21 protein-coding genes are annotated in these 25,059 nt (G+C 60.1%); 17 read left to right on the top strand and 4 right to left on the bottom strand.

Features of this window, described 5'->3' with window-relative positions; genetic code table 11:
* Nucleotides 1-25 precede the first annotated feature (25 nt).
* Entirely contained in the window at nt 26-1,339 is a 1,314-nt protein-coding gene (locus tag HMPREF3135_RS01230) for an anaerobic C4-dicarboxylate transporter (protein ID WP_070429706.1), read from the top strand.
* Between the two features lie 178 nt (nt 1,340-1,517).
* Here the strand turns inward: HMPREF3135_RS01230 and HMPREF3135_RS01225 are convergent, their stop codons facing one another.
* Nucleotides 1,518-2,405, bottom strand: coding sequence for a RecB family exonuclease (locus HMPREF3135_RS01225; RefSeq protein ID WP_049170646.1), 888 nt, complete (start codon nt 2,403-2,405; stop codon nt 1,518-1,520).
* 125 nt (nt 2,406-2,530) lie between these two features.
* On the opposite strand from HMPREF3135_RS01225, the gene HMPREF3135_RS01220 reads away from it, so the two are divergent.
* From HMPREF3135_RS01220 to HMPREF3135_RS01150, 15 genes are all read left to right on the top strand, one after another.
* Nucleotides 2,531-3,373, top strand: coding sequence for a tRNA (adenine-N1)-methyltransferase (locus tag HMPREF3135_RS01220; protein ID WP_049170556.1), 843 nt, complete (start codon nt 2,531-2,533; stop codon nt 3,371-3,373).
* Between the two features lie 109 nt (nt 3,374-3,482).
* Entirely contained in the window at nt 3,483-5,060 is a 1,578-nt protein-coding gene (gene arc, locus HMPREF3135_RS01215; protein WP_246818290.1) for a proteasome ATPase, read from the top strand.
* Entirely contained in the window at nt 5,053-6,630 is a 1,578-nt protein-coding gene (gene dop / locus HMPREF3135_RS01210) for a depupylase/deamidase Dop (protein WP_070437457.1), read from the top strand. The genes arc and dop overlap by 8 nt, the downstream gene beginning before the upstream one ends.
* 61 nt (nt 6,631-6,691) lie before the next feature.
* Nucleotides 6,692-6,886 (top strand): ubiquitin-like protein Pup, encoded by a 195-nt coding sequence (locus HMPREF3135_RS01205; protein ID WP_005510795.1) that lies wholly within the window; start codon nt 6,692-6,694, stop codon nt 6,884-6,886.
* 69 nt (nt 6,887-6,955) lie between these two features.
* Nucleotides 6,956-8,416 carry a Pup--protein ligase gene (gene pafA, locus HMPREF3135_RS01200; protein ID WP_049189969.1) on the top strand — a complete coding sequence of 487 codons (1,461 nt, stop codon included), beginning with the start codon at nt 6,956-6,958 and terminating at the stop codon, nt 8,414-8,416.
* Nucleotides 8,417-8,459: 43 nt separating this feature from the next.
* Entirely contained in the window at nt 8,460-9,488 is a 1,029-nt protein-coding gene (locus HMPREF3135_RS01195; protein ID WP_049189894.1) for a helix-turn-helix transcriptional regulator, read from the top strand.
* Nucleotides 9,488-10,519 carry a helix-turn-helix transcriptional regulator gene (locus tag HMPREF3135_RS01190; protein WP_049189895.1) on the top strand — a complete coding sequence of 344 codons (1,032 nt, stop codon included), beginning with the start codon at nt 9,488-9,490 and terminating at the stop codon, nt 10,517-10,519. The genes HMPREF3135_RS01195 and HMPREF3135_RS01190 overlap by 1 nt, the downstream gene beginning before the upstream one ends.
* Nucleotides 10,520-10,593: 74 nt before the next feature.
* A complete protein-coding gene (tatA, locus tag HMPREF3135_RS01185; protein ID WP_048734080.1) occupies nt 10,594-10,905 on the top strand; it encodes a Sec-independent protein translocase subunit TatA in 312 nt (103 codons plus the stop codon).
* An 18-nt stretch (nt 10,906-10,923) separates the two neighbouring features.
* On the top strand, nt 10,924-12,150 hold the full coding sequence (gene tatC / locus HMPREF3135_RS01180; protein ID WP_065421716.1) for a twin-arginine translocase subunit TatC: 1,227 nt from the start codon (nt 10,924-10,926) through the stop codon (nt 12,148-12,150).
* A 24-nt stretch (nt 12,151-12,174) separates the two neighbouring features.
* Nucleotides 12,175-14,961: a DEAD/DEAH box helicase gene (locus HMPREF3135_RS01175; RefSeq protein ID WP_070437454.1), complete on the top strand. Its 2,787-nt coding sequence runs from the start codon at nt 12,175-12,177 to the stop codon at nt 14,959-14,961.
* Nucleotides 14,962-15,050: 89 nt separating this feature from the next.
* Complete coding sequence (locus tag HMPREF3135_RS01170) at nt 15,051-16,166, top strand: M24 family metallopeptidase (RefSeq protein ID WP_070429701.1); 1,116 nt, start codon at nt 15,051-15,053, stop codon at nt 16,164-16,166.
* A gap of 32 nt (nt 16,167-16,198) precedes the next feature.
* The gene (locus HMPREF3135_RS01165) at nt 16,199-16,963 is read left to right on the top strand and encodes an SDR family NAD(P)-dependent oxidoreductase (RefSeq protein WP_048734074.1); all 765 of its coding nucleotides are present in this window, start codon (nt 16,199-16,201) and stop codon (nt 16,961-16,963) included.
* Nucleotides 16,960-18,186 (top strand): bifunctional cobalt-precorrin-7 (C(5))-methyltransferase/cobalt-precorrin-6B (C(15))-methyltransferase, encoded by a 1,227-nt coding sequence (locus HMPREF3135_RS01160; RefSeq protein WP_070429699.1) that lies wholly within the window; start codon nt 16,960-16,962, stop codon nt 18,184-18,186. Before HMPREF3135_RS01165 ends, HMPREF3135_RS01160 begins: the two co-directional genes overlap by 4 nt.
* 46 nt (nt 18,187-18,232) lie before the next feature.
* Nucleotides 18,233-19,006, top strand: a complete 774-nt coding sequence (gene cobM, locus HMPREF3135_RS01155; protein WP_048734069.1) for a precorrin-4 C(11)-methyltransferase — start codon at nt 18,233-18,235, stop codon at nt 19,004-19,006.
* Nucleotides 18,994-19,734 (top strand): cobalt-precorrin-6A reductase, encoded by a 741-nt coding sequence (locus HMPREF3135_RS01150; protein WP_048734066.1) that lies wholly within the window; start codon nt 18,994-18,996, stop codon nt 19,732-19,734. Before cobM ends, HMPREF3135_RS01150 begins: the two co-directional genes overlap by 13 nt.
* A gap of 3 nt (nt 19,735-19,737) precedes the next feature.
* Here the strand turns inward: HMPREF3135_RS01150 and cobJ are convergent, their stop codons facing one another.
* Genes cobJ through cobG form a run of 3 tightly spaced genes read right to left on the bottom strand, consistent with a single transcriptional unit; the run spans nt 19,738 to nt 23,189 of the window.
* On the bottom strand, nt 19,738-21,348 hold the full coding sequence (gene cobJ / locus HMPREF3135_RS01145) for a precorrin-3B C(17)-methyltransferase (protein WP_048734064.1): 1,611 nt from the start codon (nt 21,346-21,348) through the stop codon (nt 19,738-19,740).
* Between the two features lie 3 nt (nt 21,349-21,351).
* On the bottom strand, nt 21,352-22,002 hold the full coding sequence (locus HMPREF3135_RS01140; protein ID WP_048734062.1) for a precorrin-8X methylmutase: 651 nt from the start codon (nt 22,000-22,002) through the stop codon (nt 21,352-21,354).
* An 11-nt stretch (nt 22,003-22,013) separates the two neighbouring features.
* Nucleotides 22,014-23,189 carry a precorrin-3B synthase gene (cobG, locus tag HMPREF3135_RS01135; RefSeq protein ID WP_065419943.1) on the bottom strand — a complete coding sequence of 392 codons (1,176 nt, stop codon included), beginning with the start codon at nt 23,187-23,189 and terminating at the stop codon, nt 22,014-22,016.
* A gap of 251 nt (nt 23,190-23,440) precedes the next feature.
* On the opposite strand from cobG, the gene HMPREF3135_RS01130 reads away from it, so the two are divergent.
* Nucleotides 23,441-25,003, top strand: a complete 1,563-nt coding sequence (locus HMPREF3135_RS01130) for a lipase family protein (RefSeq protein WP_049170527.1) — start codon at nt 23,441-23,443, stop codon at nt 25,001-25,003.
* Nucleotides 25,004-25,059 lie beyond the last annotated feature (56 nt).

The raw sequence follows: 25,059 nt of genomic DNA, 5'->3' as shown, positions 1-25,059 counted from the left end.
AACGAGTGACTTTTCGGAGATACACATGTTAGTTGCCGTCCAAATCTCTATCGTTCTAGCAGCGATCCTCCTTGGCGCGCGTCTTGGTTCAATTGCTATCGGGTTCGCCGGTGGGCTGGGCGTTTTGGCGCTGGGCATCACCGGGGTTCCGGTCACCAAAGACGACATTCCGTTCGATGTCATCGGCATCATTATGTCGGTAATCGCGGCAATTGCCGCTATGCAGAAGGCCGGAGGCATGGACTATCTCGTCCACATTGCCGAACGGTTGCTGCGCAAGAATCCGCGACACATCACCTACTGGGCCCCGGTTGTCACCTACCTGATGACACTGCTCGCCGGCACCGGCCACACCGCATTTTCCACCCTCCCAGTTATCGCCGAAGTATCCAAGGAGGGAGGCGTTCGCCCGTCCCGCCCGCTGTCCGTGGCGGTCATCGCATCTCAGTTGGCGATTACGGCATCACCCATTTCAGCGGCTGTGGTGCTGATGGCTTCGCTCATGGAACCCCGCGGCGTTGGTTATCTCACACTCCTGGCGATTGTCATTCCTTCGACGTTCCTCGCCATCCTTCCGACCGCCTTTGTCACGAATCACCTAGGCAAAGAGCTTGACGACGATCCGGAGTATCAAAGCCGCTTGGAAAAGGGGTTAGTCTCCAAGCCACGTGGCCAGATGAGCGAATACGTGCCAACCAAGTCGGCCAAGTGGTCCGTGGCGGTTTTCCTACTCTCGATTCTCGCGGTGATGGTCTATGCGACCATCAGCACTGAACAGGTCGGCCTCATCGCTGATCCCACGCTCCCACGAAACGAGGCAATCATGTCAATCATGTTGACCGCCGCCACCGTTATCGTGCTGGCCTGCAAGTTGGACGCGGCAACCATTTTGAACACACCGGTGTTCAAATCGGGCATGTCCGCCAGCGTCTGCGTTCTCGGTGTGGCGTGGCTGGGAACCACAATTATCAACCACTACATCGACGACATTAAGGCCGCGTCCGGCAGCCTACTGACCACAATGCCGTGGATGCTGGCAATCGTGCTCTTCTTCGCGGCCGCATTGCTGTACTCGCAGGCGGCCACGGCAAAGGCCATCATGCCCGCTGCACTCGCGGTGGGAGTTTCTCCCATCACTGCGATTGCTTCCTTCGCAGCGACTTCCGCGCTATTCGTACTGCCTACTTACCCGACGCTCCTTGCCGCGGTGGAGATGGACGACACTGGCACAACCCGAATTGGCAAATACGTGTTTAACCACTCGTTCATCATCCCAGGAACCTTATGTATTGCCCTGTCCGTCGCGTTCGGATTCGCCTTCGGCAGCGCACTGCTGTAGTGGGGGACTACCTAGAACACCGCATAGAGAAACTGACTAGGTTTATGACAAAATCGAAGCGGTTAAGTCCATTCACCTGTCATAAACCTAGTCAGTAACTTGTACTGACACCGTTACCGCCGACGGTGGCACCCCGCGAAAGCTAAGTTCGCCGCGAGAGCCACCCCATCCGCAGCTTTTACTCAGTGCCGCCATCGCCGACAGCACCCGGCCAACCGGGGTACTCCGGTGTGACCCCGCCATAGGCAGGGCACATCTCCTGGAAAGAACACCACCCGCAGAGCTTGGACTTCTTCGGTACAAAGTCACCGTTTTCACCGTCGCGCACGATCGCCGACCACAAGTCGGCAATCTCCGCTTGGAAGGCCTCTAATTCTGTCGCGTTGGGACTCAGCACCAGGTCATCGGCAACCTTCAGGTACATCAACCGCAGCTGTTCCGGGATACGACCGGTGAGCCGCCACCACACCAGCGCGTAAAACCGCATCTGGAAGAGCGCCTCATCCTGGAAGCGAGGAGAGGGCTTCTTGCCCGTCTTGTAGTCGACAATCCGGACCTCACCGGTCGGGGCAATATCGACGCGGTCGATAAAACCACGAAGTGGCACTGACAATGGCACAGTCTGATCCGCATCCGGATCGATAACCAGCTGAACGAACTTTTCCATCTCGGCCGCATCGAAGCCCATGGGGTTTTCCATCATGAAATACCCCTTGAGCAGGCCGCGGCATTCGACCAGGAAGTCGTAGTAATCATCCTCCGGAACTAGCTCAATCAGTTCCTCGTCCTTTGCACGCATGTCCTCCCAGGTCGGCTTCAGCCGTTTCACCGCTGCGGGGTAAGTGCGTTCTTCACGGGGCCAGGCATGCATCTGTTCGAGCACAGCATGCACCAACGTGCCCTTGACCTGCGCGACAGTCGACGGCTCCGGAATCTTGTCAATCGCACGGAACCGGTACTTCAGCGGGCACTGGCGGTAGTCATTAGCTCTCGACGGCGACAGCGCCAACTTAGAGCGGCGGGAAGGTTGAACTGCTGACTTAGAACTTTGGGCATTGTCGGGCATACTAGCCAGGTTAGAGTACCGCCCGGATTTGGCTGCACCCGACATGACCCGACCCAACCAAACCGAACCAGACCCAACCCGACATGACCCGACCCAACCAAACCCCAAAAGGAGCCCACACACCTATGGCATTGAGCGGACCATTCCAAGTCGGCGACCGAGTCCAGCTGACTGACTCGAAGAATCGCCACTTCACCGTCATCCTCGAGGAGGGTGGCAAGTTCTTCACTCACCGCGGCACCATCCTCCACGACGACCTCATCGGCGCCAAGGAAGGCACCACCGTCACCTCCAGCGAAGGCACCGTCTACCTGGCCATGCGTCACTTGCTGGTCGATTACGTCCTGTCCATGCCGCGCGGTGCTGCGGTGATTTACCCGAAGGATGCTGCACAGATCATCGTCGAGGGCGACATCTTCCCAGGTGCGCGCGTGTTGGAGGCCGGCGCTGGCTCCGGCGCGCTCAGCCTCAACCTGCTCCGCGCCATCGGCGCTGACGGGCAGCTTATTTCCTACGAGGTCCGCGAGGATCACATCGAGCACGCGGAACGCAACGTTGTCGACTTCATGGGTCACAAGCCCGACAACTGGGACTTGCGCCTGGGCGATCTCAACGAGGCCTCCGTCGAGTCGCTCGGCGGCCCGGTCGACCGAGTCATTCTGGACATGCTCGCTCCGTGGGAATGCCTGGACACCGTTTCGAAGGTGCTCCAACCGGGCGGCGTGCTCATGGTCTATGTCGCCACCGTTCCGCAGCTAATGAAGGTCATGGAAGGCATCCGCGCGCAGAAGTGCTTCACCGAACCACGCGCCTGGGAATCCCTGGTCCGCGACTGGAATGTTCAGGATCTCTCCGTCCGCCCGGCGCACCGTATGCAGGCGCATACCGCGTTCCTGGTGTGGGCACGCAGGCTTGCCGACGGCACGGTGCCTCCGCGTCCACAGCGACGAAATCAAAAGAAGCTGTAAGACCGCCGCTTCGCGCTGGGAGGTGTAGCCGTCGTAAAGCGTGATACGACATACGGTCTAAATCGACCAAGCGACAACAGCGGCGGACCCAATGGGTAATCTGGGGTACATGACAACGCCGTCTGACAAAATCCGTGATCTAGAGCAGAAGAACTACAACCTCGGCATTCGAAATAATCGCCTGGTTGAGCTGTTGCGGGACTCCCGTAACAAGCTAGAGCTACTGCGCCAAGACATGGAGGACATGCTGGAGCCGCCTAGCACGTACGGTATTTTCCTTAAGCCGGGACCGGAGAAGAGCACCGCAGAGGTGTTTACCGGAAACCGCCGGATGCGACTGAGGGTGCAGCCGGAGATTAACGAGCGGGCGCTTCGGCCGGGCGCGCAGGTGCGCCTGAATGAGGGCTCGATAATCGTGGAGGACTGCGGTTATCCGGAGAGCGGCGATATCGCCAATGTTCGTGAGGTGCTGCCGGATCGGGAGCGCATTCTGGCCTCGGATACTCACGGTGAGGAATTCGTGGTGTCTCTGGCTGGGGGCTTGTCGCCGAAGCCGGGGGACTCGGTGATGATTGACCGCAAGTCGGGCTATGCGTTTGAGGTCATTCCGAAGTCCGAGGTGGAAAACCTGGTGCTGGAAGAGGTACCGGATGTCACCTACACGGATATCGGTGGTTTGGACAGTCAGATTGAGCAGATTCACGACGCCGTGGAGATGCCGTTCCTGCAGCCAGAACTGTTTGAGCAATACAACCTGCGTCCTCCGAAGGGTGTGCTGCTCTACGGCCCTCCCGGCAATGGTAAGACGCTGATTGCCAAGGCTGTGGCTAATTCGTTGGCTCGCAAGATTGCGCTATCCCGAGGTAAAACCGAGTCGGAGGCGCAGCGGGCGCAGTCGTACTTCTTGAATGTCAAGGGCCCGGAGCTGCTGAACAAGTTCGTGGGTGAGACGGAGCGTCAGATTCGCCTGATTTTTGACCGCGCTCGCGACATTGCTGAGGATGGCAAGCCGGTTATTGTCTTCTTCGATGAGATGGACTCGATTTTCCGCACTCGTGGTTCGGGCATCTCCTCGGATATGGAGAACACTGTGGTTCCGCAGCTGCTCAGTGAACTTGACGGTGTGGAGGGGCTGGAAAACGTCATCGTGATTGGTGCCACCAACCGCGAGGAGATGATTGACCCAGCAATTCTGCGCCCGGGACGCCTGGATGTGAAAATCCGCATTGAGCGCCCGAATGAGGCTGCGGCGAAGGATATCTTCCGCAAGTACTTGCCCCCTGAGCTGCCGTACAACGCAGCCGAGGTGGAAGCGCGCGGTGGGGTGGAGCAGAATGTCGCACACCTCATTGACCAGGTTGTTGAGCGGATGTACGCCAAGACAGTAGAAAACGAGTACGTGCGAATTCGCTATGCAGATGGCACCAGCGAGGTTATGTACTACCGCGATTTCAACTCCGGCGCGATGATTTCCAACATCGTCGACCGTGCGAAGAAGTCCGCCATCAAGTCGGTTATCGCTGGCGGCGAGGCTGGTATTAGCCTGGATCACCTGCTGTCCGCAGTGGCGGAGGAGTTCGCGCAGAACGAGGACCTGCCGAACACCTCGAACCCGGATGAGTGGGCTCGCATCTCCGGTCGTCCAGCGGCGCGCGTTGCCTCGGTTGAGGTGATTCGCCATGGCTAATTCCGCCGCCAGTTCTGCACAGCCGAACCGCTTCTTCGGCACGGAGATTGAGTACGGCATTTCCAGCCCAGACAACCCCGATGTCAGCCCAATTCTCACCTCCACGCAGGCCGTGCTGGCTTTCGCGCATGAGCAGGAGGAGAGCCTGTCGGGGCGCATCCGCTGGGATTACGCACCAGAGTCGCCACTGCGCGACAGTCGTGGCTTCGACCTGCGGCGTTACCACCAGCCACCGATCGTGGACCCGAACGCCGTCGGCGCTGCAAACCTGCTGGTGCAAAATGGTGCTCGCTTCTACGTCGATCACGCGCACCCGGAGTACTCCTCACCGGAAACGGCAACTGCCCGCGAAGCGGTTATCGCTGACCGCGCAGGTGACAAGATTATGCTGCGGGCAGCTCAGCTTGCCGCAGAAGCCACCGATGCCGAAGGCAACCCCGGCCCGGTGCTCAAGCTCTACCGCAACAATGTCGATGGCAAGGGTGCCTCGTATGGCGCCCACGAGAACTACCTTTTCTCCCGGGAAACCGAGTTCGATGACATTGTCGCCGGTCTGACGCCATTTTTCGTCACCCGCCAGGTATTCACGGGCGCTGGTCGCGTAGGTCTGGGGCAGACGGGGCAGGAGTCGGGTTTCCAGATTTCGCAGCGCGCGGACTACATCGAGACTGAGGTCTCGCTGGAGACCACTTTGAACCGCGGCATCATCAACACCCGCGATGAACCACACGCCGACTCCGATCGCTTCCGCCGCCTGCACGTCATCATCGGGGATGCCAACATGAGCGAGGTCGCCACCTTCCTCAAGCTGGGCACCACAGGTTTGGTCATCGACGCCATCGAGGACGGCGTGCGTTTCGACGACCTGCAGCTCCGCAACCCCGTCGAGGCCGTCCATAAGGTCTCCCGAGACTTGACTTGCACCGAGAAGCTGCAGCTGGCAGACCATGTCACGTGGATGTCCGCAGTGGAAATGCAGTACGAGTACCTGCGTCGCGTGGAGAGCTACGACCAGCAGGGCGACGTCGTCAAGCTCTGGCGTGAAGTGCTCGACGTGCTTTCCGACGACCCCCGCAAGGCAGCCCATCTGCTGGATTGGGTGGCGAAATACAACCTCATGGAGGGCCTGCGTACCCGCCTGGGCGCGGGCTGGGACCACCCGAAGTTGGCGTTGATTGATATTCAGTACTCGGATATTGACCCTGCTCGTGGGCTGTACCATGCGCTGGTGCGCCGCGGTTCGATGCGCACACTCGTGACCGAGGAAGAAGTCGACCGAGCGGTTGAATACGCACCGGAGTCTACGCGTGCGTATGTACGCGGTGGCATTCTGCGCCGCTTTGGCAAGGATGTCGTCGCGGGCAGTTGGACCAGCTTGGTGGTGGACACCGCGGGGGTGTATCGGAGCACTCGTGACGTGGAGTCGCCTGGAATTACGCTGGCCTACATTACGCTGGATGAAGTTGACCGTTTCACTGCCGCAGAATGCGGTGACGTGTTGGAGTCTGCGGAGACAGTGGCCAAGGTGGTTGAGCATCTGCGTACTCTCGGGGCTATCCGCGAACAATAGGCACACATAGTGCAGTAATAGAGCAGTAATACTCAAAAGTTCATTTTTAAGGAGCAATATCATGGCTGGTAACACTCAGGTTTTCGGCGGCGGTTCCGGCGGAGGCGACGAGGAAGAGTTCGGCGAGGTCGCTGGCGGCGGTCAGGCTCAGGAGCACGTTGCAGCTGCTGACGACCTGCTGGATGAAATTGATGGTCTGCTGGAGAACAACGCCGAGGAGTTCGTGCGTTCGTATGTCCAGAAGGGTGGCCAGTAAAAAGTGACTGACCAGCAGGTAGGGCAGCAGGAGCCGGAAGCAACGCCGACACCGGTACCGGCACAGGCGTTGACCCGACGCATCACCGGTATTGAGACCGAGTTCGGCATCACTCTGACGCTGGATGGCTCGCGCCGTCTGGGACCGGATGAGATTGCCCGCTACATGTTCCGCCCGGTGATCGCTAAGTACGGGGCAACCAACATTTTCACCCCCAATGCTGGTCGTATGTACCTCGATGTCGGAAGCCACCCGGAGTACGCTACCGCTGAGTGCGATTCGGTCTCGCAGCTGGTAGCGTACGACCGCTCGGGCGAGGTCATCTTGAATGAACTCGCTGAAAAGGCTGAAGCAGAGCTTGCCGACGAGGGCATCGGTGGCAAGGTCTACCTGCTGAAGAACAACGTTGATACCGTCGGTAACTCCTACGGTTGTCACGAAAACTACCTGGTTGGACGTGAACTGGGACTGAAGTCCCTGTCCAAGCTGCTGCTACCTTTCTTGGTTACGCGACAGCTCATCTGTGGCGCGGGGAAGATTTTCCTGCCGTACCCAACCTCGCCGTATCACAACGATCCGATTCAGTACTGCTTCTCGCAGCGCGCGGATCATGTGTGGGAGGGCGTCTCCAGTGCAACGACGCGCTCCCGGCCGATTATTAACACTCGCGATGAGCCACACGCGGACTCCAACCGATTCCGCCGCTTGCACGTCATCGTGGGCGACTCCAACATGAGTGAGACGACGACTGCGCTCAAAATTGGCTCCACTCAGCTGGTACTGGAGATGATTGAAGCCGGCGTGAAGTTGCCGGACTTCGAAGTCGCCAACGAAATCAAGTCCATCCGTGCGGTGAGCCGCGATATGACCGGCAAGGCCGAGATTCCACTGCGCAGTGGCGAAACTGCCACCGCACTGCAGATTCAACGCGAGTTCCTGGACGCTGCGACGGAGTGGCTGAAGGTCCGCGAAGAAAACATGGTCAACGAGGACAAGGGCATTGCCGGTGCCGGCACGTCCAACGAAGAAATGAGCCGCATTGTCGAGCTGTGGGGTCGCGCGCTCGATGCCGTGGAAACCGGTGACTGGTCTCTCATTGAGCACGACATTGACTGGGCCATTAAGTACTCGCTCATGAAGCGCTACCTGGACCGCGGTCTAACGCTGGAGGACCCCAAGCTTCATCAAATCGACTTGGCCTACCACGACATCCGTCCCGGCCGAGGCATCTTCCGCGCGCTGGAAGCCCGTGGTATTGCCTCGCGGTGGATTACCGATGAGCAGGTCGCTGAGGCGGTCCGCATCGCACCGCCAACTACTCGTGCGAAGCTGCGCGGTGATTTCCTCGTTGCAGCCGAAGACTCCAGTTTGAAGACCGTAGTGGACTGGACACACCTGAAAATCTCCGGCGACGATCCCATCTCCACTATGCTCGGCGACCCCTTTGCCACGGAAAACGATGAGGTCAATGAGATGATCGAGATTCTGACGGCCGCGAAGAAGACCTCGGATACGGATTCGAATAACTAGTTCCGTCCCCGGAAACTGCCCCAGGAAAAGGAGCCCCACAGTCGTGTCTGTCTCACCGGTATCGGAAAACCCCGGATCCGCTGCGATCAGTGAGAACCAACGTCAGGTTCAGCTGCTGTTGGCGCTTGCCGACGACACCGGGTGGGTCAGCGAGTCGTGGATCTCCAAACATGTCGAGGGTTACTCCCGTGTTTCCGAGGATTCCCGGGCTCGTTATTTACGTGCGGACACCGCGGCACTCCTGGCAGCCGGGGTCCCGGTGGAGGTTTCGTCGTCAAGCGCGGGCGATAAGGTCAAACGTCTGCGCCTGAACAGACTACGGTGGCCCCAGCACGACCCCGAGTTCACTGAAGCGGAGGCTTCGGTGGTTTTCCAGGCGGCGAATGCGGCGTTTGGTTCGGAGGAGCTGAGCTCGACGGCTGTGGCGGCGTGGCGGAAGCTCGCATCGTTTGCGCAGCGCAGCGCCATTGCGAAGCCGGATGAGTCGGTGGTGGTGGCCGATGCGGTGGATATGAGTCGAGTGGATTTCAGCACACTGCTGACCGCGATGACCTCGCCGCGCCGGACAGTGGAGATGTGGTACTCCCGCCAGTACGGCGTGGATGATGAACTGCGCATGCTGGAGCCGTGGGGTCTGATTAACCTGCGCGGGCGCTTTTATGTGTTGGGCTTTGATCCGCAGCGTGAGGCCGCGCGTATGTTCCGGCTCAGCCGTATCCGCGATGTGTCGGATACAGGGACGTCGGCGACCCAGCCAATGCCCGATGGTGACTTGCAACAGATTGCGGAAAACATGTTGCACCGCGGTGGCAAGACCTATCAGGCGGTTGTTCGTATCGCTCCGAATACCTGCGCTGATGTGGTGATGAAAGCGACCGCGTTGGGGGATGGGCGCTACGAGCTGCCAGCGGCACCTGTGAGTGAGATTGTGTCCACAGGTTTGAGTTACGCACCGGATTTGATTGTGGAATCACCTGAAGAGGCACGGTCGGAGATTATTGCTCGGTTGGAGCAGGTACTCGCTCGCCATGGCGGATCGAATGGTGCGAAGAACGCTTTGGAGGGCAACTAATGACAGTGCATGCAGCCCGGGAACTTGACGCGAATGTCAGTGTCGACGAGTTGTTGGCGGTCGTACCGTACTTTTCGCAGCACCGTTCAATGACAGAGGCCGCTACCGAGCTGGCCATACCTTTTGCCCGAATTCGGGCAATCGTGGAGCAGATTGCCGACATCGACCAGCCGGGACTCCTCGGAGTGCGGGCTTTTGAAGTTGATTACCGCAACAGCTTTGATGTCCGCATTCGGCCTCAGGCAACGGTGCTCAGCCAGCCACGTGCGCTCACAGCCGAAGAAACCGCGACCTTGCTGCTCATCCTGGAAACCATCGAGGACTCCGCAGCCACCACTTCCTCCGAGGCCGCGCAGACGGCCGCGACAAAACTACGCAGTGCTCTGGGAATAAACGTCCCCATCATTGACTCGACCGCTGCGGAAAATGGCAAGGCCTTTTCCTTTTCTGAGCAGATTTATTCCGCGCTGCATCAGCGCAAGGTGTTGAAGGTGCGCTACCGGAATGCCTCAGGGCAGATTACAGTCCGTGAGCTTGACTGTGTCAACGTTTATACAGTTGAATCCACGACGTACCTCCGCGCTGTGGACCGTGCGCAGGAAGACCGTCGCCAGAAGAGCTTCCGCGTCGACCGCCTGGAGGCCGCCGAGGTCCTCGACACTCCCGCCGGTTTCCACCGCCCCGAGCCTTTCGATATCCGTGATCCCCACGCCTTTGGTGCGGAAACGGGAACGTCCGAATGGGCAAGTGTGCTTATCGACGCCGACGCCACCTGGATCGCAGACTATGAACCGGTCTTCTTTACCGAAGATGAGGGAGAAGAAGAGGATACCGAACTGGTCTCTGACCAAGGCTTAGGGCAGTCGGAATATGTCGCTGACGTGCCGATGTCCGACTTGGCCGCAACAGTCTCCTTTGTGCTCCGCCGTTCACCGAGCGTAACGGTCGCTGAGCCCTTAAAATTGAAAAACGCCGTTGTTGCGCGAGCCCGCGAAGCTTTGGCAGAGTATGGTCGAAACGACAAGGCTTAAATCAAAGCTTTAATCGCGCACGATGTGGCAACTTGCCACTTGTATTTGTATTCATTCGAAAGGTCTCTAAGCGGATGCCGAACCTAGGTCCCTGGGAAATCATCATTATCCTGGTCGTTCTTGTCTTGCTCTTTGGTGCAAAGAAGTTGCCGGATGCCGCACGTTCGCTCGGCCGCTCCATGCGTATCTTCAAGTCCGAAGTCAAGGAAATGCGCAACGATGACGAGCACCAGGAGCAGGCTGCAATTCAGCAGGCTCCGCAAGCCCAGCCACAGCAGCCGTACCAGCCGCAGCAGCAGTACCAGCAGCCGGCACCGCAGGCTCAGCCGCAGCAGCCGTACCAGCCGCAGCCTGGCCAGAACAACCCTGGCCAGCCGCAGCAGTAGTAGAAGGCCGGTTGAAGCGTGACTTCAGCTACATCCACATCACGTCCTCGGAAGCGCCAGCGTAGGCGCAATCCCGAGGGCGTGATGACTATTGTCGAGCACATTCAAGAGCTCCGGCGTCGCCTCGTTCTCGCCCTCGCTGGTATTGCCGTTGGCACTGTTGTGGGCTTTATCTGGTATCAGACAGCCTTTACCATTGGTCAGTTCCGCATACCGCTTACCTCGGTCAATGTTGGCCCTGTGCACTTTAAGTCCCTGGGTGAGTTGCTCAAGGATCCGTACTGTCAGCTTCCACCCGAGATGCGTCTCGGCGGCGGTGAGGGCGCGGAGTGTCGTCTGCTGGCGACCAGTCCGTTTGAAATGTTCATGCTGCGTCTGAAGGTCGGTGCGCTGGCCGGTCTGGTGATGTCGTCGCCATGGTGGCTCTACCAGATTTGGGCCTACATCACTCCCGGCTTGGTTCGGAAGGAACGCCGCACCACGCGCAGAGTTGTGACTGCCGCCGCGCTGCTGTTTGTCATGGGTTCCGTCCTGGCCTACTACGTTGTCGCCATCGGTCTGGAGTTCTTGCTCCAGATTGGTGAAGAGACGCAAATTTCTGCACTCACCGGTTCGCAATACTTCGGTTTCCTCTTGGCGCTCATCGTCTGCTTTGGCGTGAGCTTTGAGGTTCCGCTTTTCCTGGTCATGCTGAACATGGCCGGTGTCGTTACCTACGAGAGCATCAAGGACAAGCGCAGCATCATCATTATGTCGCTGTTCATCTTTGCGGCCTTCATGACTCCGGGGCAGGAACCAATATCCATGGTCGCAATGGCAACGGCACTGACGTTGCTGGTGGAAATCGCAATCCAGATTTGTCGTCTCCATGACCGTCGTAAAGCAAATGAGCGACCTGATTGGTTGGACGTCGATGACGAGCAAGGCTCCGGACCCATTACAGCGTCCGGCCCGATTGGCTCCGCCGGCGGTATCGGTGACGTGGGCGGCATTGACGCCCCGACTTCAGTAAGTGCGCCGACGTCGATTCAGCCGGGCGGCATGCCGACGGCATCAGCGGCCCCGACGACCTCTCCGGTCTCTGGTCCCACGCCAGTGAACGCGCCGACGCCGACGCGGGCATCCCAGATGCGTCCTACTCGCAATTCGCGTCCACCACGGCCACAGGGCATGATTCCGGAGACTCCGATGCCGACGCAGGACTTGCGAAATCGTCCGACGAGCGACTTTGATGATGTTCTCTAGCGCGGTTTATGACACTCTAGAGGCATGACTCTTCTCGGCGATTTCGTCAGCCAACAGGATTTCGATCTTGACGACTTTCAGCTCCGCGCCTGCCAATCAATTGAGGCAGGGCGGGGCGTTGTCGTCTGTGCACCCACCGGCGCGGGCAAGACTATTGTTGGCGAATTCGCTATTTATGCAGCTCTTGAGCGTGGCGGCAAGTGCTTTTACACCACACCTATCAAGGCGTTGAGCAACCAGAAGTACCACGACCTAGTCGAGGACTACGGCGAAGACCGCGTGGGCCTGCTCACTGGCGACACTTCGATTAACGGCGACGCGGACATCGTGGTGATGACCACCGAGGTGCTGCGCAATATGATTTACGCGAACTCGCCGACGCTGAAGAAGCTCACGCATGTGGTGATGGATGAGATTCACTACCTCGCTGACCGCGAGCGCGGCGCTGTGTGGGAAGAGGTTATTTTGAACCTCGACCAATCCGTGGCCGTCATCGGTTTGTCGGCGACGGTGTCCAACTCCGAGGAGTTCGGTCGCTGGCTTTCCACGGTGCGCGGGCACACGGACGTTATTGTCACGGATCTGCGCCCGGTTCCGCTGCATCAGCACATGCTGGTGGGAAACCGGCTCTATCCACTCTTCGAGGCGAAGTCGGACAAGGTCAATCAGGACCTGTTGGAGGCGTGCCGTCGTGCCGAGTTCGGCTACGGCGACGCTGGGGCCAGGGAGCGCTACCAGTACAAAAAGCACAAGGGCGGTGGGCGCTCGTATAGCTGGGGCGATAAGGGGCAGCGCAAGTTCCGTCCGCCGAAGCGCGGCGATGTTATCCGCATGCTCGGCTCCATGAACATGCTGCCCGCGATCGTTTTCATCTTCTCCCGCGCGGGCTGCGAAGGCGCGCTGGCGCAGGTCGGTGCTACGCGCGCAGAGCTCACTGACCGGGATGAGCAGGAGCGCATCGCCAAGATTATCGATGACGGTGTTGCACACATTCCGAAGGAAGATCTGCAGGTTCTCGGTTTCCTGCGCTGGCGCCGCATTCTCATCCGTGGTTTTGCGGCGCACCATGCGGGCATGCTGCCTGCGTTCCGGCACATTGTGGAAGAGCTCTTTAACGAAGGCCTGGTCAAGGTTGTCTTCGCCACCGAGACGCTTGCGCTGGGCATCAACATGCCTGCCCGCACGGTCGTGCTGGAGAAGCTGGTCAAGTTCAACGGCGAAGCACATGTGGATCTCACGCCGGGTCAGTACACGCAGATGACCGGTCGCGCTGGCCGCCGCGGTATTGACACTGTCGGCAATGCAGTGGTGCAGTGGGCCCCGGCAATGGATCCGAAGGCTGTCGCAGGGCTGGCATCTACGCGCACATACCCGCTGATTTCCACCTTCGCGCCGAGCTACAACATGAGCGTCAACCTCCTGCAGACGCTCGGTTACGACGGCTCGAAGCGCGTCATGGAGCGCTCATTCGCACAGTTCCAGGCGGATGGCGACATCGTCGGAGTCGCCGCCGAACTGTCCAAGGCAAAGCAAGAAGCCGCGGCCCTGCGTGCGGAACTGCTCGGCAGGGGAGCCGACGCGCACGCTGAAGGGGCGGAGGCTGAGGGGTCGTCGTCAAGCGAGGAAGGCAGTTCGCGTGACGACGAGCGCCTGACCCAGATGCTTGAATATCTGGATCTGCGCGCGAAGCTGACCCAGGAGGAGAAGAACGCCAAGCGCCGCAATATTGAAGACCGCCACACGGAAACAGTGACCGCGCTGCGCAGACTCCGTCGAGGCGAGGTTATTCCTCTGCCGAAGGGTAAGAAGGTGCAGCTGGCGGTCGTGTACCGACAGGACCATTCGAAGTCGAATCCACGTCCCGGTGTCATCAGTGTCGGCGGGTTCGTGGGGCGTGTAGAGCCGCATATCTTCCCAGCGGCGCCGCAGACGGTCGGCGCGATTAAGCTGCCTCGGGATGCGGACCGGCATCCGCGACGTGCACTCGGAATTGTGCGCGCAGAGATTGGCCGCAAGGGGCTAAAGGGACCAAAGAGGCTGAAGCGTCGCACTGGTGGCAACTCGCCGGCGGTGAGGAAGTTGCGCCAGGAGCTGCGCGAGCATCCGCTACATGGCGATCCTGCGGTGGAGACGATGGCTCGTCACGCCGATACGCTGCGGCAGGCCGAGGCGCATGTGGCCAAGCTGCAAAAGCGCGTCGATTCCGCCTCGGATACATTGGCGCGCACATTCGACCGCATGCTGCAGTTGCTAACACAAATGGACTACGTGGAATGGCGGGAGGGCGCGGAGCCGACAATTACCGAGGAAGGCCTGCGGCTGGCGCAGATTCACAACGGCTCGGATTTGCTGGTGGCCACGTGTCTGCGCCGCGGTATTTGGGATGACCTGGACCCCGCGGAACTGGCCGGTGCGGTGTCGAGCTTGGTCTTTGAAAACCGCAAGGCCAGTCAAGGCAGTGACGAGGTGCCTACCGAGCCGCTGGCCAAGGCGCTGGGGAACACCTACCGCATCTGGGAGGAACTGTCGGAGGATGAGCGCCGTTACCGGCTGCCGGTAACGGACTTGCCGGATATGGCTTTTGCTACGGCAATTCATCAGTGGACTGCGGGTGCACCGCTGGGGTACTGCCTGCAAGCCGCCGCCGAGAGTGGCGCGGAGCTGACTCCAGGTGACTTTGTCCGCTGGTGCCGTCAGGTCATTGACCTGCTGCAGCAGATCAAGAAGACGGGCTACTCCACGGACATTCGCGACAAGTCCGCCGAGGCTATTCAGGCAATTCGCAGGGGCGTAGTGGCGCTGAACAATTAGTTGCCGGTTACGTTGGTCAGCCGAAGCCTCGTCGCCCCGAGGCCACTCAACCGGAGACGGGCACAGGCCGACGGGTACAGTTGGCAACTATGAGCAACGGTATCTTTAGCTTTGACATCTATCAGCAGCGTCTGGATCGCACTGCGGAGCTACTCCGCAGCCGCGATGCGGACGCTGCAGTCTTTGGAACCGGCGCTGACCTGCAGTATCTCATTGGTTCTGCGGTCACTTCGCATGAACGCCTGACCGCGCTGGTGGTCACTGCATCCGGCACCACCACGTTGGTACTGCCCGCCGTGGAGCGCGGGGATCTGCCGCTGTGCGCTATCGGTGATCTCAACGCCGATGTGGTGTTGTGGGAAGACGGAGAGAATCCGCACCGCATTGTCGCCGACTTGGTGGGCCACGTGGGCACCCTCGCAGTGGGAGCCTCTTTGACCGCTGACCACTTGATTCCCATTCAGGATCTCACCAGAGCTAAAACTGTGTTGGCCGGAGACCTTCTGAAGGAACTGTTCATGCGCAAGGACGCCGCTGAGATTGAACAGCTGCGCGAGGCCGGCGCCGCTATTGACCGCGTTCACGCTCGTGTGCCGGGCATGCTGCGCGCAGGTCGCACTGAGCGCGAGGTCGCCGACGAGATCTCGGCTGCCATCCTGGAGGAGGGGCACGTCGCCATTGACTTCGTCATTGTCGGCTCCGCTGAAAATGGCGCGAATCCGCACCACGATTTCTCCGACCGCGTCATCGAGGAAGGCGACGTGGTGGTCGTCGATATCGGAGGCACCTTGCCGCTTGGCTACCACTCCGATTGCACGCGCACCTATGTCGTCGGCAAGCCGGGGGAGAAGGAAGCTGCAGCGTGGACGGCTCTGCGCAAGGCGCAGGAAGCTGCCGTGGCGGCGGTGCGCCCCGGTATAACGGCTGCAGAGATCGATGCGATTGCGCGCAATAGCCTCACCGCTGCGGGCTACGGCGAGTACTTCATCCACCGCACTGGTCATGGCATTGGCCTGTCCACGCATGAAGAGCCGTTCATTATGGCTGGCAATGAGCTCAAGCTCGAGCCTGGCATGGCGTTTTCGGTGGAGCCGGGTGTGTACCTGCCGGGTGAGTTCGGTATGCGGCTGGAAGACATCATCGTTGTCACCGAAGACGGCGGAGAATCGGTCAATAATGGTCCGCACGATTTAATTACCGTCTAATCGAGGTTTAGAGGAAAGGTATTTTCTAGCGCATGGGACACGTACTCGTTCTTGGTGCCACCAGCGAGATTGGCGGGGAAGTTGCCGCGCGACTGGCCAACCACAACACCTTCACGCTCGCTGCGCGCCGCACTGAGGCGCTCGACGGCATTGCCGGTCGGCTCATCGACTCCGGTGCCGTCGCGGTGCACCGCATCCACTTTGATGCCGATGACATCGCGGCACACCGCCAGTTCGTCGAGCACGCCTGGCAGCACGGTCCCATCGACACGGTGATTGTCGCGTTCGGTATCCTCGGTGATCAGCGGAAGTGTGAGGAGTCCGGCGAGGCTGCTGCGGCAGTCATTCATACCGACTTCACAGCACAGGCATCGATTCTCACTGAGCTTGTCGCGCGCATGGAGTCCGACATCGCCTCCGGCACGCTGCCTGTGCGCGATAAGGTCGCGGGCCGCATCATGGCCTTTTCCTCTATCGCAGGTGCCCGCGTGCGCCGCGCCAACTACGTCTACGGTTCGGCGAAGGCCGGTCTCGATGGTTTCCTCCAGGGCATGCAGGACCGCCTGCACGGGAGCCATATTCAGCTGACGATTGTCCGGCCGGGCTTCGTCATCGGCCGCATGACCGAAGGCATGAAGCCAGCGCCGATGTCCTCGCGCCCCGCCGAGGTCGCGGAGGCCGCCGTCACTGCTTTCGACGGTCGGAAGCCCCACGTCTGGGTGCCGCGTAAATTGGCATTGCTCGCACGCGCCACACATCTGACTCCGCGCTGGATTTGGCGCAAGATGCCCCGATGAGCCCAAAGCTTCGCGTCGTCGGCATCGGCTGCGACGGGTACCCTGGTCTATCCGCCCGCGCTGTCGAGGCGTTGTCGTCGGCTCGCCGCATCATTGGCTCTCCCCGTCAGCTCCATTTGCTTGCCGACGTCAACCTGGACGCCGACCTCTCACCTTGGCCAGGTGGCTTCTGGAAGGACTGGCAGGCCACCCTGGCAGATATTGACCCCGCAGTCGATGTCATCCTCGCCAGTGGCGACCCCATGTTCCACGGTGTCGGCGCGTCCCTGGTTCGGGAGCTCGGCCGTGGCGCCGTGGAGGTTATTCCAGCGCCATCGTCAGCCTCATTGGCCTGCGCCTACCTCGGCTGGCCCTTGCATGACACTCCGGTGATTTCGCTGGTGACAGGGGAGCCGGGGCTACCTGGAGCCGCGCGTGTGGTACCGGTAGCGGATTCACTACGGCCCTTCCTGGTGCTGTGCCGAAACGCGGACTCAGTGAAAGAGGTCGCTACGGTTTTAGCCGACCGCCCAGACACCAAGCTCACCGCGCTGACCAATCTCGGCGGCACGGAAGCTACAGGGCTGCCGGAGTCCGTTGCCGCAGGCACGGTGGCGAACCCACCAGTTCCAGCTGGCAACCTCACGGTGCTGGCGGTGGAGCCGTCGGGAAGCGCGCGCGGCTGGCTGCGCGACGGTGACTTTGATTCGGATGGTCAGCTGACGAAGGCGCCGATTCGCCAAATGACGGTCGCTGCATTGGATCCGCGGCCGGGAGCTCTGCTGTGGGATGTCGGCGGTGGCACGGGGTCGATTGGCATTGAGTGGGCTCGGCACGGCGGACGTGCGGAAATTTTCGAGCGCGATGCTGTTCGTGCAGAGCGAATTGCTAAGAATGTGGCGGCTCTGTCTGGCAATGTGACCGTCCACCACGGCGCAGCGCCGGGGGTTTTGGCTGACTCGAATCTTCGCCCAGATGCCATTTTCATCGGCGGAGGTCTCACTGCTGACGGAATGATTGAAACCTGTTGGCAACGCCTTGCCCCGGGTGGCATCATCGTCGCAAACACCGTGACGCTGGAGTCGGAGGCTTTGCTGTGGCAGGCGCGTCGCGACTATGGCGGGGATGTCACCCGGCTTTCCGTGGAGCGCGCAGGTGCAGTCGGCAGTTTCACTGCGTGGCGCCCTGCGTTGCCGGTGGTGCAGTGGGTGGCGGAGAAGCCAGTAGCGCCTGCGCTACCATAGACGTAATATCTCTGTCTAGAAAATATTGAGGACTCTGTAACTCACAATGACTGTGTATTTCATCGGTGCAGGCCCGGGGGCAGCGGATTTGCTGACGCTGCGCGCGGACCGGCTTATTCGTTCCTGCCCAGTGTGTCTTTACGCGGGATCGATTGTCCCGCCTGAGGTGCTGGAAAACTGCCCCGAGGGCGCAGAGATTATCAATACCGCGCGTATGCCGCTGGATACCATCATCGAGACCATTCAGGCGGCACATGCGGCGGGCAAGGATGTCGCACGCCTGCAGTCCGGTGACCCGTCGGTGTGGTCGGCGCTGGCAGAGCAGGTTCGTCGTCTCAGCGAGCTCGGCATTGACTACGAAATCGTTCCGGGTGTGCCGGCATTTTCCGCGGCGGCGGCCGCTCTGGGCCACGAGCTCACGGTGCCAACCGTTGGTCAGTCAGTGGTGCTGACTCGTATCTCCGGGCGCGCTTCCAAGATGCCGGAGGGCGAAACCTTGGAGAACTTCGGTCGCACGGGCGCGACCCTGTGCATTCACTTGGCCGCCCACGATATTGACCGTGTGGTTGAGGAGCTCACCCCGCATTATGGTGAGCACGGCCCGGTGGCAGTGGTAGCTTTCGCATCCCGTCCGGAACAGGTTATTCTCCGCGGTACGCTGGCTGATATTGCGCAGCAGGTCAAGGATGCAGGTGTGACTCGTACGGCTGTCATCATTGTCGGCAAGGTGCTCACCGCCGAGGCGTTCCCGGATAGCTACCTCTACAGCGATGATCGCCCACGCGATGAATACGGACGGACCATCCCATGCGTGCACTAATACTGGGTGGAACTGCTGAAGCCCGCGCCCTGGCCAAGCGCCTAGTGGGCGAGGGCTGGTTTGTCACCTCGTCACTGGCCGGTCGCGTTTCCAACCCCAAGCTGCCCGTCGGCAATGTCCGTATCGGCGGTTTTGGCGGTCCCGCAGGACTGACTCGATGGCTAATCTCCGATGCCACTGAAGTCATCATCGATGCCACGCATCCGTATGCAGAACAGATCAGCGAATCTGCTGCTGAAGCTGCCCGAGCCACCGGTATTCCGCTCGTGGCGCTGCATCGCCCTGCGTGGGAGAAGCAGCCAGGCGACAACTGGGTTGAGGTGTCCTCTATGCAGGAGGCCGCGGACGTTGTTGCCGACCGTTTCTACAGCCCGTTTCTCACTATTGGCCGTCAGCAGCTTGCTCCATTTGCCGGTGACTCCAACGGCCGTTACCTCATTCGCTGTGTGGAACAGCCCGCGCCGCCGCTGCCGAAGAATCGGAAGATTATTCTCAGCCGTGGGCCTTACGATGTCGCAGCGGAGCGCAAGCTCATGCGGGATTACGCCGTGGACTGCGTGGTGACCAAAAACTCCGGTGGTGCTGCTACCTACGCAAAGATTGAGGCAGCCCGCGACCTAAAGAAGCCGGTCGTTATCGTGCAGCGCCCGCAGCTGCCCGGCGCGGATATCGCCACCGTCGCCACAACGGTGGATGAGGCGTACAACGCCGTCATCCGCCGGGCGTAGCGGCTAACGCAGCAACTCGCCAGTTCCGCTGGTGCCGCCCTCACCGTAGTGACGTGCGGTGTAGACCCGAGTGGTCTTGCCGGCACGATACGCCTTGGTCGACGACGAACCGATAATCACCATGGTTCGCATATCGACGACATCCGGATCGAACTCCGCCAACGTGGTCACGGTAACGTTTTCCTGCTCCGAGCCAACTGCCCGTGCCACAATCACAGGCGTTGTCGGTTCGCGGTACTCCATGGCCAATGCGCGTAGCTCTCGAATCTGCCATCTCCGCGACTTGGATGCCGGGTTGTAGACAGCAAATGCCATGTCTGCTCCGGCTACGGCACGCACTCGCTTAACGACGACCTCCCAGGGCTTCAACCTGTCGGAGAGACTGAGCATCGCAAAGTCATGGCCAAGGGGAGCGCCCACTCGACTTGCGACAGCCTGAGCCGCAGTCATGCCTGGCACGACTCGAACTGGAATGTCTCGCCACATATCGTCATCAGCGACTTCCAGCACTGCGGCCGCCATAGCGAAGACCCCCGGGTCACCGGAACTGACCACCGCAACTCGACCTCCACGCTTGGCGATATCCAGCGCCATAGTGGCTCGCTCTGCCTCTACGCGGTTGTCTGAGAGGTGGCGGCGTTGCCCGGCGCGCTCAGGAACCCGGTTGATGTAGGTGGAGTAGCCCACCAGATCCGTGGCTCGGGCCAGTTCCTCGGTGACTTCTGGGGTGGTCCAGCGCTCCGCACCCGGGCCTAGGCCGACAACGACGACTTCACCAACTGCTGGGGCAGCCGACTCAGTCGCCGTATCGGTGACTGTATCGCTCGCCGCATCATTAGCTGGCTCAGGCGCCCCAGAAACACTCCGTTCAGTTCCGTAGACAGCGGAAGGCACGACGGCTACTGCGAAGTACGGAACTTTCTCCGGGTCTGCATCGGCCAGCGGGTAGCTGGTGTGCTCATTCATGGTTGCTCGCTCGACAACGTAGGCGCGCTCGAGCATGCCTGCGGACTGCAACGCTGTACGAACCTTCTCAACGTTTTTCCCCAGCTTCATAATGACTACACAGTCTGAGGCGTCAAGAACCGCAGCGATGCGCTCGGAATCAGCGGTGGCGGGAACAACGCTGACGATTTCGGTAGCCTCGCCGAGCGGCTGACCAATCTCTGCTGCCGCCGCAGTAATGCTGGCCACTCCAGGGACAATCTCAGTGGGAAAGTCCTCGCTGAGGGCGTGATGCAGATGCTGGTACGAGCTATAGAGCATCGGGTCACCGAGCGAAAGAACTGCAACACTTCGTCCCTCGGCCAAGTGCTTGTGCAGGCGAGCAGTGGCCTCTGCATAGAAACCGGCGAGCTGCTCGCGGTAGTCGACTGGGCGCCCGGTGGTCACCGGGTATTGCAATTGCTCTTCCACGGCAGCGTCGTCACGCGCGTCAATCAGTTCGGCGGCGATTGAGCGCGCCGTGGAACGTCCGTGAGTTCCTGCATGGTAGGCGATGACATCGGCTGTGCGGATGATGTCGGCACCGCGGAGTGTAATGAGACCTGCGTCGCCGGGACCGAGTCCGACGCCGTAGAGATGACCAGGCTGAGCACTGTAGGAGCCGGACATGGTTTAGATGATCTCCTTTGCGGTCGCAATGGCATTGAGGGCAGCACAGGTGATAGCCGAGCCACCGCGACGGCCGGTGACGGTGATGTACTTCAGCTCTGGGTTTTCGGCACCGGAGTCGATAGTGGCCTGCTTTGATTCCGCGGCACCGACGAAGCCCACTGGCATGGCCAAAATGGCAGCGGGCATGGGGAAGGAGCCCTCATTAATGCGGTTGAGCAGGTGGAAGAGGGCGGTGGGAGCGTTGCCGATGGCGACAACCGCGCCCTCTAGGCGTGGCTTCCACAGCTCCACGGCGGCAGCAGTGCGCGTGGTGCCGAGTTCTTGAGCCAGCTTGGGGACGCGCTCATCACGCAGCAGGCAGATGACCTCGTTGTCAGCAGGTAAGCGCTTGCGGGTAATACCCGAGGCGATCATGTTGACATCGGTGAAGATAGGAGCGCCTTCCTCGAGAGCCTGGCGAGCTGCGCGCACAGCTCCCGTGGAAAAGACGATGTCCTTGGCCAGGTCGGTCTGACCTGCTGCGTGAATCATTCTGACAGCGACGGTTTCCTCATCGGCATCGAAGCGGGAAAGATCGCTTTCTTCGCGAATGATGGCAAACGAGTTACGGTAAATATCCGCACCGTCGGTGTTGTACTCAAAGCGCTTCATAGGCTTAAAGCCTAGTCCACAGCAGTGACTTCGTATTCTCCGTCCCCGGTGGCGAGATAGTCGAAGTAACCGCCCTTGGGCTTGCCGCAGCGACGCTCACAACCGGAGAAGTGCACGCGCCCCTCGGGCAGTCGGCCATCGGCAATTGCGTGAGAAGCATCGCCGCGGGTGTCAGCCAGAGACTTTTTGCAGCCGGGGCGTCCGGTGCAGGCGCTGACGCGCAGCCAGGTGGACTTCCGATCGAAGATCAGACCATTGGGCGCCAATACCTTGACGACCTGTTCGGCAACTTCCTCTTCCAAATCATGCAGGATCAGCGAGTACCACGGAGTGATATGCACCGGCACCTGAGTGTGCGAGATCGCTCGGGCCAGACGCGCCGGGAGGACACCAAAGCGCAGGCCAGCGGCCAGGCTAACCAGGCCATCCGGCTGGTCAATCCAACCGATCTGGCGGGACAGCCCGGCGGTGGCATCGAAGCTCTCAGCCGGAGTCGGCTCCTGGCGACGAACTCGCGCGCCCAATTCCTCGACTACGGCATCAGCAACGCGCTCGGCCGCATTGGCTTCGGCGATGCGCCAGGCTGAACCACGGCTGTCATTCCACACCTTCGCTGTGGTGATGAGAGCCTCCACGACGTCGTCACGCGAGACGACAAGCCCCGAGGTCGCGCCACCAATGATGAGTTCGAACGTGTTCTCATCGTGGGCGACAACACCGAAGTCGGGGCGCTCACCGAGCACGTCACCGCGGCCATCGTCGAAAGCCATGAGTGTGCGACCTGGCAGTGTTGCCAGCGACGGCTCCGCGATGAGGGCCTTGTCGAACTCTTGAACCAGGTCGCGCACATCAGCTTTACCGCCGACGCGACCGGACAGCGGCGACTGAAGAACGTTGCGTACGCGGTCGTGGCTGGTGGAGGGAACCAGCTTCTCTTCTTCCGCGGCATCGGCGAATGCGCCGGTGTTGGTGATGCCACGGATCTGAACATTGCCGCGGGAGGTGAAGTGAATATCACCGTCGCCGAAATTCTCGGCCAAATCGGCGAGTACGGCGAAGCCCGGCGCGGGGAGAAAGCCTCCGGGGAAGCGCAGACGACCAATTGCGCCATCAGCTGCGATATGAACCTTGCGGCTGCCGGGGCAACCGTCCTGACGAGTGCGGGTTCCTTGATCAGATGCAGTCATACTCTCAAGAATACGCAAACACACACAGAGCTGAGCCCCCGAAAACAGGGGCACATTATCCAGCCCCTTTCCAGCCCAACGAAACCATCCTGAAGTGGAGTTTTCATACCCCTCCGCAAAAACATACAAATTCTTCACTGAAAATCCACCGATCTACCTTTTTAAAACCTTATTGTTTTCATAACCTAACTTCCTCTGAATTAAGGGAAGTTTTCATTGGGTTTTCAATCTGGGGTTATTCAGGAGATTTCATGCCACATCACGACGCTGAAGCACTCACGCACGAGGCACACGACACCGTCGGCACCGGCCGTGCCTCGACACAGACACGCTCTGCTTCACGACGAAACCGTCGCACAATCCGAACGGGAATCGGGGTAGCGCTAGCAGGTCTTATGACCATCGGCCTGGCTACACCTGCAAACGCACAGCCACTAAACATCCCGGGCCTATCGGATAGTGGGCTGGCGGATAAGGTGTCGTCGTCAAGCGCAAACCGCGAACTGCCTGGTTTCGGCCATGTACCGAACCCGAATATGGAGAGGCTACTCGGCATCGAGAAAGACGATGAGGAGTCTGGTAGCGAGGGCGCAGGCAGGCAGCTGACCCCGGAACAGGCTCGCGTGGCCGCAGCCTCTCCGCTGAATTCTCTGCCGCTGACCCCGTCGCGCACGGCAAATGCCGGCATGCTGGTCAGCAGTGAGGATGCCGAGATGATGGTGAACGACAAGCTGTGGAATGTGGATGCCAAGCGTATTCACTACAACTCCACGGATTCCCTCGGAAATCCCAGTGTGGACACAGCCCTTGTGGTGACGCCGAAGACGGAGTGGAAGGGCAGCGGTCCGCGTCCGGTCGTCGCAATCGCGCCGGGCACGCAGGGTGGCGCGGAAAAGTGCGACCCCTCGGTATCCTCGCAGACCGGCCTAAAGATTGAGTTCGGTCCGTTGGACATTATTGCTCCATACGAGACGATCCCGATGGTCGCGAACTTGAAGCGAGGCGCGACTGTGGTGATGATCGACCACCACCGCAATTCCCAGGGTAACCAGGACTACGTCGACAACATCGCCTCGGCACAGTCACTGTTTGATGCCGTGTCTGCCTCACACGAGCTCGGCGTGGACAAAAATGCGCCCGTGGGAATTTATGGCTACTCCCAGGGTGGCTCCGCAGCCGCTGCAGCCGCTGAGCGTGCAGGTGTCTACGCTCCAGAGCTCAACGTCGCCGCATCTGCCGCCGGCGGCCCGCCGTCCGATCTCGCAAACGTCCTCGACCAGATTGATGGCACTACGCTGACCGCCGCGATTGCACTGGCAATCAACTCTGTCCTGGATAAGGATCCGGAGCTGCGCCGAGTCCTCAAGGAAGAAATCAGCCCCGAAGGCAAAGAACTGCTGGACAACGTGGGCAACTACTGCGCGGGTGGCTTGGGTTTCCATCACTCGTTTGAAACCACTGACCAGTACACGACTAGCGGTGAGTCACTCAGCGAGATGATTAAGCGCTACGAGCCGGTACAGAAGGAACTCGCACGCCAGCGCGTCGGCAACTTCGTCCCAAATGCGCCGGTGTACCTCTACTCGGGTGAGCATGATGACATCATCCCCATCAACCAGGTTCGCAAGCTGCGCGATTCCTGGCTGAATCTCGGCTTCACCGACCTGGAGTACGTCGAAAACACGACTTCACCGGTGCTACCGAAGACGGGCATTAACCATATCGTTCCGATGCTCGCGGAACTGACTAATGCCACCGACTTCCTCTGGTCCCACTTCCCAGATCAGCCGGCGGAGCAGTCGCTGGAACTCTAGCAATAGCCCCTGCAGTAGAGTGATGGAGAAATCCACTGCCATGCCGCTGACGAGAA

The organism is Corynebacterium sp. HMSC14H10 (assembly GCF_001807105.1).
Classification (GTDB): domain Bacteria; phylum Actinomycetota; class Actinomycetes; order Mycobacteriales; family Mycobacteriaceae; genus Corynebacterium; species Corynebacterium jeikeium_D.
The sequence above is the reverse complement of the archived record's forward strand: the minus strand, read 5'-3'. Positions and strand labels throughout refer to the sequence as shown.

Excerpts from the sequence above, each read along its gene's own strand:
- HMPREF3135_RS01230 (WP_070429706.1), top strand. The coding sequence starts at position 26 with ATGTTAGTTGCCGTCCAAATCTCTATCGTTCTAGCAGCGATCCTCCTT.
- HMPREF3135_RS01225 (WP_049170646.1), bottom strand. The coding sequence starts at position 2,405 with ATGCCCGACAATGCCCAAAGTTCTAAGTCAGCAGTTCAACCTTCCCGC.
- HMPREF3135_RS01220 (WP_049170556.1), top strand. The coding sequence starts at position 2,531 with ATGGCATTGAGCGGACCATTCCAAGTCGGCGACCGAGTCCAGCTGACT.
- arc (WP_246818290.1), top strand. The coding sequence starts at position 3,483 with ATGACAACGCCGTCTGACAAAATCCGTGATCTAGAGCAGAAGAACTAC.
- dop (WP_070437457.1), top strand. The coding sequence starts at position 5,053 with ATGGCTAATTCCGCCGCCAGTTCTGCACAGCCGAACCGCTTCTTCGGC.
- HMPREF3135_RS01205 (WP_005510795.1), top strand. The coding sequence starts at position 6,692 with ATGGCTGGTAACACTCAGGTTTTCGGCGGCGGTTCCGGCGGAGGCGAC.
- HMPREF3135_RS01190 (WP_049189895.1), top strand. The coding sequence starts at position 9,488 with ATGACAGTGCATGCAGCCCGGGAACTTGACGCGAATGTCAGTGTCGAC.
- tatA (WP_048734080.1), top strand. The coding sequence starts at position 10,594 with ATGCCGAACCTAGGTCCCTGGGAAATCATCATTATCCTGGTCGTTCTT.
- HMPREF3135_RS01175 (WP_070437454.1), top strand. The coding sequence starts at position 12,175 with ATGACTCTTCTCGGCGATTTCGTCAGCCAACAGGATTTCGATCTTGAC.
- HMPREF3135_RS01170 (WP_070429701.1), top strand. The coding sequence starts at position 15,051 with ATGAGCAACGGTATCTTTAGCTTTGACATCTATCAGCAGCGTCTGGAT.
- HMPREF3135_RS01165 (WP_048734074.1), top strand. The coding sequence starts at position 16,199 with ATGGGACACGTACTCGTTCTTGGTGCCACCAGCGAGATTGGCGGGGAA.
- HMPREF3135_RS01160 (WP_070429699.1), top strand. The coding sequence starts at position 16,960 with ATGAGCCCAAAGCTTCGCGTCGTCGGCATCGGCTGCGACGGGTACCCT.
- cobM (WP_048734069.1), top strand. The coding sequence starts at position 18,233 with ATGACTGTGTATTTCATCGGTGCAGGCCCGGGGGCAGCGGATTTGCTG.
- HMPREF3135_RS01150 (WP_048734066.1), top strand. The coding sequence starts at position 18,994 with ATGCGTGCACTAATACTGGGTGGAACTGCTGAAGCCCGCGCCCTGGCC.
- cobJ (WP_048734064.1), bottom strand. The coding sequence starts at position 21,348 with ATGTCCGGCTCCTACAGTGCTCAGCCTGGTCATCTCTACGGCGTCGGA.
- HMPREF3135_RS01140 (WP_048734062.1), bottom strand. The coding sequence starts at position 22,002 with ATGAAGCGCTTTGAGTACAACACCGACGGTGCGGATATTTACCGTAAC.
- cobG (WP_065419943.1), bottom strand. The coding sequence starts at position 23,189 with ATGACTGCATCTGATCAAGGAACCCGCACTCGTCAGGACGGTTGCCCC.
- HMPREF3135_RS01130 (WP_049170527.1), top strand. The coding sequence starts at position 23,441 with ATGCCACATCACGACGCTGAAGCACTCACGCACGAGGCACACGACACC.